The sequence below is a fragment of the Empedobacter sp. UBA5987 genome, from assembly GCF_002429865.1.
GTDB lineage: Bacteria > Bacteroidota > Bacteroidia > Flavobacteriales > Weeksellaceae > Empedobacter > Empedobacter falsenii_B.
On sequence record NZ_DJBB01000018.1, the window covers coordinates 19,394 to 31,158 of the forward strand.

Sequence of the window (11,765 nt, forward strand, 5' to 3'; positions counted from 1 at the left end):
TTAAACTTTTTCCTTCTCCCAAGCGACAACTTGCACACCTTCTGAATAATGCACTAAATCTGGTCTCGAATCGATATTTAAGTTTTGAAGCTGATAATCAATCGTTAAAAATTCTAATTCAAGTTGATTGATTTTCCATGGTAAATGCTGGATTTCATAACGAAACAATTGATCGTTATCTTCTAAATACAAACAATATCGTTCAGTCAAAAATAAATCCAATTCACTTTTGTGTTTTACTTGCATTCCAACATGGAAATCCGCTAATAAAGAGAAATTTCGTTTGGGATGATTGGCTTGATAAGAATTTTCGGTTCTATTGATGTTCGATTTTTCGTAAGGCAAACCTGACAATGATTTTGCTAAAATTGCAGAAAATAATTTTTCAGCTTCAATAGATAAAAAATAAACACCAGGTTTTCCATTTTTCGTTACATAAGTTCTTAAATTAATTTCATCAAAATCAGAAATAGGAGAGAATGCAGGCAAAAAGCGAGGTCGAATTTTTTCCATTGTAAATGCGACAAGCGAGACCCAAGCAGAATCATTTATTTCATCAATTTCTAAATCTTTTGGAACTAATTCTCTCAAAATTTCTTTGTCAATTTTGTAATGAAAAAATAATACTCTGTTCCATTCTTGATAATATTTCCATCGTTTTGTTGGATCATTCCAACCACGATGATTTGTTTCGGCTAAAATTTGTTTGATCGTATATTTCACTTAAAACCTTGTTAAACTTATGGTTGAAGGTGCAAAATCTATTGTGAAATAAAGAAAATTGTAGTTACTTCGCATACCAATTTTTATCATATGAAAAACTTGTTTTATATCTTCGTGATTAGTTTTTTAACGTCATGTGCAGCAATACATAATGTGCCAACTTCTCAGAATCCAAATAATTTTATTCAACCGAATACAACAAGTTCTTTTGTGGATCAAAACGGAAATTTTTACCCAGATAATTGGTTGAAATCGTATGGTAAACCTCCTAAAAATGCAAGTCGTAGAGATTATTCGTTGATGAAAATTGCGACTGAAAGTAACTTTCAAAATCAATTAACTTCTTATGAAAGTTTGCGTTTGAAAAATATTGAAAAAAGAGTTAAAAATAAGAACCGTGTCATCATTTTTGTGCATGGAATTGACAATGATTATTTGTTTAGCCTAAAAAATTACAACAAAGCCAAAACTTATATGAATATTAATTCTTCGAATGATGAGGTAATTAATTTTTATTGGGATGGATTGGTGAACGAAAGTCTTTTTGGAGCAGCAAAAGTTTGGGTAAGTGCAACGACAAATAGCCAAATGGCGGGCGTTTTTGGACTTCGTAGAATTTTGAATGTCATTCATAACAAAGATGTTTATTTGATTTCGCATAGTCGTGGCGCATCGGTTGTTTTGAGTTCGTTGGTGAATCCTTCGTTGCGCGAAAGTGAGATAAAACGTGCTGAAAATGCGCATCATGTCGATTTTACGAATGCAGAAACGTTGTTAGAAAATAATAATAAAATTTACAGTATTATGTTGGCGCCTGCAATTGGAAAAGTTGATTTTACGTTGGATAATAATCAATTAAAAACGTTTACACCTCAGTTAAAACGCATGCATATCACGATAAATGATACGGATTATGTATTAGGGAAAGGAAAGATTGGGTTTTTATCTCGAAGTTTGATTGCGACAGATTTTGGTTACAAAAAAGATTTGTTTGATGAACTTTCTAAAAATTATACATTCTTAGAAGAAACGGATTTTTCTGGACAAGATTCGCACGAATTTAGAGAATATATCACTAATTCGAAGTTTGTTACTATTCTGAAAGAATTCAAGTTGGCGAAATAAAGCGAAATGCGAACTTCGAATCTCGAAATGCGAGATTCGAAAATCATTTCTTAAATTCAATCACTTCCAAATTTTCAATTTTTCCTTTATTCAACTCAAACCGTAACATTGTACGAACTTTCTGAAAACCGTGTTTACCAACTGCGCCAGGGTTCATGTGAATTAACCCTAATTGTTTATCAGGCATTACTTTTAGAATGTGTGAATGTCCACAAATAAATAATTTTGGAGGATTTTCTGTGATTTCTTTTCGTATTGTAGGATTATATTTTCCTGGATAACCGCCAATATGTGTAATCCAAACATCAACACCTTCTAACGTAAATCTGTTGTTGAGCGGAAATTCTGCGCGAGCTTTATTATCATCAATATTTCCATAAACAGCACGCAAAGGTTTTATTTCAGCCAATTTATCGGTTACAGAAATATCGCCAATATCGCCAGCATGCCAAATTTCGTCTGCTTGTTGCGCATATTCCAAAATTCTATCGTCGATATAAGAATGCGTGTCCGAAAGTAAAAGAATTTTCTTCAAAAGGTTGTATTTTTGTTGCTCAAATTTACAACAATTGCGATATTTTTTAGAATTAGCATACAACGGAAAAAATTATTTTGGTTATCAAATTCAACCCAATCAAATTTCGGTTCAAGAAGTTATTGAAGATAGATTGTCTAAAATCTTAAGAAAAGAAATTTCGATTGTCGGAGCAGGGCGTACAGATTCTGGTGTTCATGCGAAAAAGATGTTTATTCATTTTGATTATGAAGAAGAATTATCGGTTGATATAATCAAAAAGTTAAATTCTTTTTTACCAAAGGATATAGCTGCTTATCGTTTATTTTTGATGGATGATGAAGCGCATGCTCGTTTTGATGCAACTTCGCGTTCTTACAATTATTTTATTTCACCTTTCAAAGATCCTTTCGCGTTTGATAGTGCTTGGATTTTTAACCGAGAATTGGATATTGAAAAAATGAATGAAGCAGCAAAATTGTTAATTAAGCAAGGAGATTTCGGAAGTTTTGCTAAATTACATACCGATGTGAAAACAAATATTTGCGATGTAAGGGAGGCATTTTGGCGCAAAAATGAAAACGGACAATTGGTTTTTCAAATCACTGCTGATCGTTTTTTGCGAAATATGGTGCGCGCAATTGTTGGAACATTGGTTGAGGTTGGATTAGGAAAAATTTCTATCCAAGATTTTGAAGAAATTATTGAACAAAAACAACGTTCTTCGGCAGGAGCTTCGGCGCCAGCGCAGGGTTTGTATTTGGTAGATGTTCAATATCCAAAAGAATTATTTAAAAATGAGTTCAAATAACGAGAATACATCGTTTGATTTTAATGGATTAAAACGTGTTTTGCAAATCGGAGCACAAAGCAAAGTTATGTTTTGGTCGGTGGTTTTTGTAGCGGTTTTTAGTGCGTGTTTTTCTGTTTATCGTCCGTATTTAACGGGAAATATCATCGACGATTATATTCAGACAAAAGATTTACCAGGGCTTCAAATGCAAATCGTGAAACTATCTTTGGTGTTAGTTTTCGAAGGAATTTTGTCTTTTTTTATGGTTTATTTAGCGAATGTTGTTGCACAACGAGTTATCCGTTTATTACGCGTTCGTTTGTATAATCATTTGATCAAATTCAAGCTTGGTTACTTCGATAAAACGCCAAATGGAGTTTTGGTAACACGTTCAGTTTCTGATATTGAAACGATTGCTGAGGTTTTCAACGACGGAATTTTAGTGATGTTAGGCGATGTACTAAAAATCATTTTCATCGTTGTTGTGATGTATTGGATGAACTGGGTTTTGGCAACGGTTGTGATTGTGATTCTTCCGTTGATGATGATTATTACACGATTATTTCAAAAAGCATTGAAAAATGTTTACCAAGAAGAACGTACAATTGTAGCGAAGCTGAATACGTTTGTGCAAGAACGATTAACAGGAATGAATATTATTCAGGTTTTTAATCGTCAGCAAGCAGAATACAATAAATTCGTTTCGATTAATAATGATCTAAAGAAAAATTATCTAAAAACAGTTTTCTATTTTTCATTAATGTTTCCTGTTGTCGATATTATTTCGGCTTTAGCAACAGGAAGTTTGATTTGGTTTGGAGGTCTTAGAACTGCTGTTTATGGAGATGTTTCTGTCGGAGATTTGATTGCTTTTACACAATATGTTACGTTGTTAACTGCGCCAATGCGTGCAATTGCAGAACGTTTCAATACCATTCAGCGTGGTTTGGTAGGAGCAGATCGTGTGTTCAAAATTATTGATGATGATCAAACGTTGCCAGATAATGGAACAATAAAATTGGATCATGTAAAAGGTAAAATCGATTTTGAAAATGTGAAGTTTTCTTATGTTCCGAATAATTTAGTATTGAAAGGAATTTCTTTTTCGACAAAACCAGGAGAAAAAATTGCAATTGTAGGTGCGACAGGAGCAGGAAAATCCACAATTATTAATTTATTGAGTCGTTTTTATGACATCGATTCTGGAACAATTAAAATAGATGATGTGAATATTCATGATATGGAATTGAAGAATTTACGTCAACACGTTGCGGTTGTTTTGCAGGATGTTTTCTTGTTTAATACAACGATTTACGACAATATTGTTTTAGGAAATAAAGATATTTCGTTGGAAGAAGTACAAAATGCTGCGAAAATTATTGGAATTGATAATTTTATCATGTCACTACCAAAAGGCTATTACAGTGAGGTAAGCGAGCGTGGTTCGACACTTTCTGTAGGTCAACGTCAATTGATTTCGTTTTTGAGAGCATATATTTATAATCCAGAGATTTTGGTGTTGGATGAGGCAACTTCTTCTATTGATACAGAGTCGGAAGAATTGATACAAAAAGCAACGGATAAACTAACACAAGGTAGAACTTCTATCATTATTGCACATCGTTTGGCGACGATTCAAAATGCAGATAAAATTATTGTGATGGATAGTGGAATGATTGTTGAGCAAGGTACACATAGTGAATTGTTGGCTCAGAAAGGTTATTACGCCAATTTGTATGAAGTTCAATTTTCGAAAGAAAATTGAAAAATTAACAAAAATAAATCGTTAGATTTGTTTATATTCAACAATCAATAATATTAACTTTAAAACTCTAATTAAAATGAAAAAATTATTTTTAGCCGCTGCAGTATTAGGTGTGGTTTCTTTATCTTCTTGTAAATCTGAAAAAGAAAAAGTAGATGCAAAAGTAGAAAACACACAAGAAAATGTAGCAAATACAGTAGAAGACCAAGTAGAAGCTGGTAAAGAGACAATGGATAAAATTGCTGATGTAGCAAAAGATTTACCAACTTTCTCTGATCCAAAAATTACTGAATTTGTTGGAAAATACAACAAATGGGCTGCTGACATGAAATTAGCTGCAACTGCTGGTGATGCAAATAAATTAGCTGAATTGACAAAACAATCAGTAGATTTTCAAAAAGAATTACAAGGTTTTACTCAAACATTGAAACCAGAAGATGCTAAAAAATTACAAGATTGGACAGCTGAAATTCAGAAACAATTAAACAAATAATTAAATTTATATTTAATATGAGCTCGAATTTATTCGAGCTTTTTTTATGGATTAAATTATGATTTAAGATATAGATTGATAATATAATAATGTATATCTTTATCACAAAAATTTATAGATATCAATTTTTATATATGACATTAGTACAATTACAATATGTGCTGGCAGTGGCTGAGCATAAGAACTTTACAATTGCTGCTGATAAATCCTTTGTAACTCAACCAACATTGAGTATGCAGATTCAGAAATTGGAAAAAGAATTGAATATTGATATTTTCGATAGAACATCGCATCCAATCAAAATCACTCAAATTGGAGAGAAAATTGTTGCGCAAGCAAAAACAATTTTAATGGAAGCTAACCGAATGAAACACTTGGTAAACGAAGAAAAAGGTTTGTTAGAAGGTGATTTCATTATTGGTGTTATTCCTACTGTTTTACCTTCTTTGGTACCATTATTTTATAAAACATTTCAGAAAAATAATCCGAAATCGAATCTTATTATCAAAGAATTGCAAACGGATAAAATTATAAAAGGAATAAAAGATGGTTCGTTGGATTTTGGTATTGTGGTTTCACCACTTTTCGAAGATCAAATTATCGAAAAACCTCTTTATTATGAACCATTGGTGGCTTATGTACCAAACGGGCATCGCTTATCTGACAAAGATAAAATCAATGAAGATGATCTAAACACTTCTGATTTATTAATCTTGCAAGAAGGACATTGTTTCAGAAATAATGTGTTGGCTTTATGTGATACTTCTAATCTGAAAAATCGTCCGATTAAGTTAGATTCAGGAAGTTTTGAAGCCTTAGTTAAATTAGCAAATGATGGATATGGAATGACCTTGTTGCCTGCTTTGGTTGCAGATGATTTGCCACAAGAGTATAAGAAATTTGTTAAAAACTTTGAGTCGCCAGTTCCAACACGTGAAGTTTCGTTGATTTTTCATCAATCTCAATTAAGAGATTCTTTCGAGAAAGAATTAATCAATACAATTCAAAGTATTTTGAGAGGAAAAATATTCTTAGAAAAAGATCAAAAGTTAGATTCGAATATGGTTTCTTTACCAAAAAAATAATAAAAAAAAACGACTCAAAATTTAATTTTGAGTCGTTTTTTATGTCTTTAAATTTCCTTTAAGGAACTATTGTTGTAAATAAATACGTAGCAAAAAGTGTTAATAAAACAATTCCTTGCTGAATATTTGTTCGACCAGAATTTAATGATAAATAAACAGTGAATAAGGATAATACTAATAAGATAGATGATTTTGCATCTATTCCTAATGTTACTTCTAGTCCTGTAAAATAACATACGATTGCTACAGCAGGAATTGTTAATCCAATTGATGCTAAAGCAGAGCCTAAAGCCAAGTTAAGGCTTGTTTGTAAACGGTCTTGTTTTGCTGCTTTATATGCAGCTAAACCTTCTGGTAATAAGATAACTCCGGCAATTATAATTCCCACCAATGATTTTGGAGCGCCTAAATCCATCACAATTGTTTCGATGGTTGGCGATAATTTTTTTGATAACAAAACAACTGCACACAAAGCAACTAATAATAAAACCAAACTCGAGATTGTAGTCAATAAATTTGGTTTTTCGACATGCAATTCTGATGTTACATTATCTTTGCTACTTTGTGGTAAGAAATAATCACGGTGACGAATGGTTTGGACGGAAATAAATCCGCCATATAAAATCAACGAAATAATTGCTACAAAAATTAATTGACTTGTCGAAAATTCTCCTCCTTTTTCTGAAGTTAAAAAATTAGGTAAAACTAAGGTTAATATAGATATTGCAACTAAAGTAATTAAAGCAGTTGAAACACCTTGTTTGATAAAATTTTGTTCTCTATAGCGAACTCCTCCAGCCAATAAACAGATTCCGATAATTCCGGTAAGAATGATCATTACAGCAGCAAAAACGGTATCTCTAGCCAAAACTGAAGGAAAGCCGGTAGGTTCGGACATCATTAATGAAACAATTAACGAAACTTCGATAACTGTAATGGCTAAGGCCAAAATAATGGTTCCGAAAGGTTCTCCAACTTTATGCGCTACAACTTCTGCGTGATGTACAGCTGATAAAACGGCTGAAATTAAAATGATTCCTAAGACTCCAGAAAACCACATCTGATCTTTAAATCCTTCGGCTATAGTTAGTGAAAATATGGCAAGAATGGGACAGATAATTGTCCAGTAGGGTAAAGCTAAATTGAATTTTTTTGAAAGAAAATTATCTACGTGCATTAATTATGAGGTTTTGGATTTTTACAAATTTAATAAATAATATTGATAATTATTATGCATAATTATCATAAATAATAATAATTATAACATTTAATTATCATAAATATTAATAGTTATTTCAATAATTGAGTAAAAATAACCTTTTTAACTAATGATTATCATACCTCTACTATCAATAAACGATTAAATTTGCAAAATGTTAAACGTATCTGACGAAAAGTTAAAAAAATGGTTTAGCACATCATGTGTGTGGGAAACGATAAGTTGTACGCTCTTATTTTTGGTCGCAATGCCAATTAAATATCAATTCGATTATGTGTTGCCAATGCCATTTGCCGGTTGTTTTCACGGTTTTTGGTTTACAGCTTACTTGATTTTACTTTTTAGAGTCAGAAGAATATATAAATGGGATGACGAAGACTTTATCATTTATGTGATGTACGCATTTATTCCGTTTGCAACTTTAGCGGTACATAAAGTAATAAAAGAGGATAAAAATAATAGATAAATAAAAAAAAACGGTTTCTTTTTGAAACCGTTTTTTAATACCCATATATTTTACGCCATTTAGCTACAGTATTTCGACTGATTTTAAACTTATCAGCAGTAAAAGTATTGGTGTAATTATTTTTTTGCTGAATTTTTAAAATCTCTAAAACAGAATTCAAATCATAAGATTTAATTTTTTGGTAGGAGTTTTTTATCCAATTATGAATAGTGTTTTTAGGGATATTGTATTCATTAGAAATTTCTTTTTTTCTTCAGTGTATAAATTCTAAAAAAAAATCATATTTCAACAACTTCGACCATTTAATAAATCGTCTATTTGTATGTCTTTACTTAACTATTGAGTATTAATTTCTTTTTCAGAATAAGTTTTGAAGAAACCTTTGATACGGGATATATCAATTCCAAGTTCGTCGACTTTTTTTGATTAAATAACCCATGTGAATATCTTTCATAGGTAAGTAGGTTTTGAGTAATTGTAAATGTAGTAAATCGAAATCTGTATTTCTATTAATTTTCTCAAAAATAGAATGATTTTATGTACAAAAAGATCGTTTCGTTATATAGAATTTATTTTATAAATTTATGCGACTAAATTAAGTATAATGATTATTCAACCAAGAACAAGAGGTTTTATTTGCATTACGACTCACCCTGAGGGAACTGCAAAAAATGTTCACAATCAAATTGAGTACGTAAAATCAAAAAATATTTCAGCCGAAGGACCAAAAAAAGTATTGGTAATTGGAGCTTCGACAGGTTTTGGTCTGTCATCTCGTATTACAGCTGCTTTTGGATATAATGCTGCAACAATAGGTGTTTTCTTCGAAAAACCTGCTGCACCAAGAAAACCGGGGACTGCGGGGTGGTACAACACAGCTGCTTTTGAAAAAGAAGCACACGAAGCTGGTTTGTATGCAAAAAGTATTAATGGAGATGCTTTTTCTGATGAGATTAAACAACAAACGATTGATTTAATCAAACAAGATTTAGGTCAAGTAGATTTAGTAGTTTACAGTTTAGCTTCGCCACGTCGTACACATCCAAAAACAGGTGTTGCGTATTCATCAGTTCTTAAACCAATTGGAGAACCATTTACAAATAAAACAGTAGATTTTCATACAGCAGAAGTAACAGATATTACAATTGATCCGATTGAATCTCAAGAAGAAATTGATAATACAATTGCTGTAATGGGAGGTGAAGATTGGAAATTTTGGATGGAAGATTTGAAAGCTGCTGGTGTTTTAGCTGAAGGTGTAAAAACTGTTGCTTATTCTTACATCGGGCCAGAATTGACGCATAGAATCTACAAAGATGGATCGATTGGTATGGCTAAAAACGATTTAGAAAAAACGGTTCCAGTTATCAACGAATTATTGTCAGATTTGAATGGTGTTTCTTACGTTTCTGTAAACAAAGCTTTGGTAACACAGTCTAGTTCTGCTATTCCAGTTGTGCCATTATATATTTCGTTATTGTACAAAGTAATGAAAGCAAAAGGAATTCATGAAGGTACAATCGAGCAAATGCAACGTTTGTTTGCAGAGCGCTTGTATACTGCAAACGGAGAAGTTCCTTTGGACGAAAATGGACGTATTCGTATCGATGATTTAGAAATGCGCGAAGATGTACAAAAAGAAGTAGATGATTTATGGAAAATTGTAACTTCTGAGAACATAAAAGAAATTTCTGATATCAAAGGTTATCATGATGAATTCTTACAATTGTTTGGATTTAGTTTTGATGAAATAGATTATGATGCTGATACAAACGAATTGGTTTCAGTTCCAAGTATTGCAGAATAAGAAGATCATTTCAATAAAATAATACAAAACCTCGAAAATTATTTTCGAGGTTTTTTTGTCTCAATAAAATAAGTAAAAAATAATTTTATTCGTATTTATTTAATTTATTGGATTTAGTTTTATTAAAATATGATTTAATTTTTATGAATAATTTAAAGTTGCGTTTTAATATTAATTTCTAATTATATTATTCGTAAATATTAAGTTTTTCTATAGAAATATATCCAAAAAAAATAAAATTTATTTTTCGAATTTTAAAAATATATCTGAAACACTTTACATTTCGTCAAGTTTTAATACATGTATTTTTATGTCAATTTGGAAAATTAAACCATTAGCGAAGTTAATAGAAGATTCGCAAGAAACGGAAGGTGGTTTAAAAAGATCTCTCTCTTCGGGAGCCTTAGTTGCTTTGGGTATTGGCGCTATCATCGGTGCTGGATTATTTAGTTTAACAGGTATTGCAGCGGCAGATCATGCAGGTCCCGCAGTCACTTTATCGTTTGTTTTAGCCGCAGTTGGTTGTGCTTTTGCAGGACTTTGCTATGCCGAATTTGCTTCAATGATTCCAGTTGCTGGAAGTGCTTATACGTATTCTTACGCAACAATGGGAGAGTTTATTGCTTGGATTATCGGTTGGGATTTGGTGTTAGAATATGCTTTGGCAGCGGCAACTGTAAGTGTGAGTTGGTCGGCTTACGTCGATAAATTTTTGCAAGGAATTAATATTCATTTACCTCAAGAATTGTTGCACGCTCCAGCCGATGGCGGAATGGTTAATTTACCTGCAATCTTTATTGTATGTCTACTTTCTTTAGTGTTAATGAGAGGTACAAAAGAATCTGCAATTATCAACAATATTCTTGTAATTTTAAAAGTAAGTGTCGTAATTGTTTTTATCATTTTGGGTTGGAGTCATATCAATCCAGAAAATCATATTCCATTTATTCCTAAAAATATTCCAGGAACTCAATTCGGAGGAATGCCAGGAATTGCAGCAGGAGCAGCAGTTGTTTTCTTTGCTTTTGTTGGATTTGATGCGGTTTCTACTGCGGCACAAGAAGCTAAAAATCCACAGAAAGGAATGCCGATTGGTATTTTGGGATCGTTGGTTATTTGTACCATTTTGTACGTATTATTTTCGTGGGTAATGACAGGTTTGGTACCATACGAAACCTTTAAGGGGGATGCGTCACCAGCAGCGACAGCATTTGCAGTAACAGGTTATACATTTTTACAAAGTGTATTGATTTTAGCAATTATCGCAGGCTATACATCGGTTATATTAGTGATGTTATTAGGACAAAGTCGCGTATTTTATAGCATGAGTAATGACGGATTGTTACCTTCTTTCTTTTCAGATGTACACAAAAAGTTTCGTACACCTTGGAAAACCAATGTATTCTTTTTAGTCTTTGTGAGCATTTTTGCTGGTTTTGTACCAATCAAAGATTTAGGTCATATGGTAAGTATCGGAACTTTATTTGCCTTTACTTTAGTTTGTATTGGAATTATTGTGATGCGTAAAAAAATGCCAAATGCCGAACGTAAATTTAAAGTTCCATTTGTTCCATTTGTTCCAATTTTGGGAATTATTGTTTGTGTTTATTTAATGACTTCATTAACAATGGAAAGTTGGTGGCGACTTTTGATTTGGTTAGTAATCGGAATTTGTATTTACTTTTTCTACGGAAAACAACATAGTAAGGTTGATGGTTAGAAAATCATCATTTTGAGTTTTTTAGAAATCCTTTGTCTTTTTAGACGAAGGATTT

11 protein-coding genes are annotated in these 11,765 nt (G+C 31.9%); 8 read left to right on the top strand and 3 right to left on the bottom strand.

The genetic code is table 11. From position 1 onward, the window contains the following. Entirely contained in the window at positions 1–723 is a 723-nt protein-coding gene (locus B3J26_RS03360) for a YqjF family protein (RefSeq protein ID WP_291073254.1), read from the bottom strand. Between the two features lie 90 nt (positions 724–813). Between B3J26_RS03360 and B3J26_RS03365 the strand changes: the two genes are divergently transcribed. Beyond that, positions 814–1,848, top strand: coding sequence for an alpha/beta hydrolase (locus B3J26_RS03365; RefSeq protein ID WP_291073256.1), 1,035 nt, complete (start codon positions 814–816; stop codon positions 1,846–1,848). Between the two features lie 43 nt (positions 1,849–1,891). Here the strand turns inward: B3J26_RS03365 and B3J26_RS03370 are convergent, their stop codons facing one another. After that, the gene (locus tag B3J26_RS03370) at positions 1,892–2,383 is read right to left on the bottom strand and encodes a metallophosphoesterase family protein (protein WP_125350164.1); all 492 of its coding nucleotides are present in this window, start codon (positions 2,381–2,383) and stop codon (positions 1,892–1,894) included. A gap of 34 nt (positions 2,384–2,417) precedes the next feature. On the opposite strand from B3J26_RS03370, the gene truA reads away from it, so the two are divergent. The 4 genes from truA to B3J26_RS03390 all read left to right on the top strand — a co-directional run bounded on the left by truA (position 2,418) and on the right by B3J26_RS03390 (position 6,498). Next, a complete protein-coding gene (gene truA, locus B3J26_RS03375; RefSeq protein ID WP_125350165.1) occupies positions 2,418–3,173 on the top strand; it encodes a tRNA pseudouridine(38-40) synthase TruA in 756 nt (251 codons plus the stop codon). Beyond that, positions 3,160–4,920: an ABC transporter ATP-binding protein gene (locus B3J26_RS03380; protein WP_280037548.1), complete on the top strand. Its 1,761-nt coding sequence runs from the start codon at positions 3,160–3,162 to the stop codon at positions 4,918–4,920. The genes truA and B3J26_RS03380 overlap by 14 nt, the downstream gene beginning before the upstream one ends. Positions 4,921–4,996: 76 nt before the next feature. Beyond that, positions 4,997–5,413 (top strand): hypothetical protein, encoded by a 417-nt coding sequence (locus B3J26_RS03385; protein ID WP_219034549.1) that lies wholly within the window; start codon positions 4,997–4,999, stop codon positions 5,411–5,413. Positions 5,414–5,547: 134 nt separating this feature from the next. After that, entirely contained in the window at positions 5,548–6,498 is a 951-nt protein-coding gene (locus B3J26_RS03390; protein ID WP_038333906.1) for a LysR substrate-binding domain-containing protein, read from the top strand. 58 nt (positions 6,499–6,556) lie between these two features. Here B3J26_RS03390 and B3J26_RS03395 read toward each other — a convergent pair whose 3' ends face one another. Then, entirely contained in the window at positions 6,557–7,675 is a 1,119-nt protein-coding gene (locus B3J26_RS03395) for a calcium:proton antiporter (protein WP_038333912.1), read from the bottom strand. Between the two features lie 196 nt (positions 7,676–7,871). On the opposite strand from B3J26_RS03395, the gene B3J26_RS03400 reads away from it, so the two are divergent. The 3 genes from B3J26_RS03400 (at position 7,872) to B3J26_RS03410 (ending at position 11,710) form a co-directional block, all read left to right on the top strand. Next, positions 7,872–8,183: a DUF3817 domain-containing protein gene (locus tag B3J26_RS03400; RefSeq protein WP_038333915.1), complete on the top strand. Its 312-nt coding sequence runs from the start codon at positions 7,872–7,874 to the stop codon at positions 8,181–8,183. 604 nt (positions 8,184–8,787) lie between these two features. After that, positions 8,788–9,990 carry an enoyl-ACP reductase FabV gene (gene fabV / locus B3J26_RS03405; protein ID WP_291073259.1) on the top strand — a complete coding sequence of 401 codons (1,203 nt, stop codon included), beginning with the start codon at positions 8,788–8,790 and terminating at the stop codon, positions 9,988–9,990. 310 nt (positions 9,991–10,300) lie between these two features. After that, positions 10,301–11,710: an amino acid permease gene (locus B3J26_RS03410; protein WP_038333935.1), complete on the top strand. Its 1,410-nt coding sequence runs from the start codon at positions 10,301–10,303 to the stop codon at positions 11,708–11,710. Positions 11,711–11,765: the final 55 nt, after the last annotated feature.

Coding starts and splice junctions, on each gene's coding strand:
- fabV (WP_291073259.1), top strand. CDS start 8,788: ATGATTATTCAACCAAGAACAAGAGGTTTTATTTGCATTACGACTCAC.
- B3J26_RS03380 (WP_280037548.1), top strand. CDS start 3,160: ATGAGTTCAAATAACGAGAATACATCGTTTGATTTTAATGGATTAAAA.
- B3J26_RS03390 (WP_038333906.1), top strand. CDS start 5,548: ATGACATTAGTACAATTACAATATGTGCTGGCAGTGGCTGAGCATAAG.
- B3J26_RS03395 (WP_038333912.1), bottom strand. CDS start 7,675: ATGCACGTAGATAATTTTCTTTCAAAAAAATTCAATTTAGCTTTACCC.
- B3J26_RS03400 (WP_038333915.1), top strand. CDS start 7,872: ATGTTAAACGTATCTGACGAAAAGTTAAAAAAATGGTTTAGCACATCA.
- B3J26_RS03365 (WP_291073256.1), top strand. CDS start 814: ATGAAAAACTTGTTTTATATCTTCGTGATTAGTTTTTTAACGTCATGT.
- B3J26_RS03410 (WP_038333935.1), top strand. CDS start 10,301: ATGTCAATTTGGAAAATTAAACCATTAGCGAAGTTAATAGAAGATTCG.
- B3J26_RS03385 (WP_219034549.1), top strand. CDS start 4,997: ATGAAAAAATTATTTTTAGCCGCTGCAGTATTAGGTGTGGTTTCTTTA.